The 643-nt window shown below is 28.8% G+C and carries 1 protein-coding gene; it reads left to right on the forward strand.

The window, feature by feature from the left end:
* Positions 1-140: 140 nt before the first annotated feature.
* Positions 141-643: hypothetical protein (locus EKL98_RS15655; protein ID WP_158618341.1), on the forward strand; the 503-nt coding region annotated here is incomplete at its 3' end.

A 643-nucleotide genomic window follows, 5' to 3' on the forward strand; every position in this document is an offset into this window, starting at 1 on the left:
TCTTTTTTTTTGTAAAACTCAGTACAGTCGGAGATCAGATTGACACGATAAAACAAATAAGATTAAATAATACCAAAGTTGTTTTGTCAGATATACTTTGATTGTAATTTTACTGTTGCTAATTATAAATACAATTGAGAATGAAAAATTATAAAAGATTGACTTCTATTTCTTCAAGTACACTTAAAGCAAGTAGTTTTGATACTTTGTACGAATGGGAAAAAATTATTTCGGAAAAACTGAATTTAAAAATTGAAAAACAAAATAAGGTTATCACTTGGATTTATCGTCAAATAGAAGTCAGGTTAAAAATGAGAGATCTTTTTCATTGTTTAGTCCCAAACTCTTCTATTTCCTTATTATTTGTGATGAAAGCAAATACTCAGAAATCTTGTAGATTAACTAAAAATACAATTCCTGTAATCATTGATTTTTGGTTGGCTGAAAATCAGTTGAATTCCTTTTATAGTAATTTTAAACATTGCCCTTTAGTTCTGATAACGAGTGCAGAGGTTTATCAGTTTTTGCTTGATCATAATTGTCCTCTAAATATAGCACATTGGCCATTATCCTTACCTGATTATCATAAATTATCTCCTGATGCAGTCTTTGATAAGAAATGGGATTTAGCATTGCTGGGACG

This window comes from Flavobacterium bomense, from assembly GCF_003970355.1.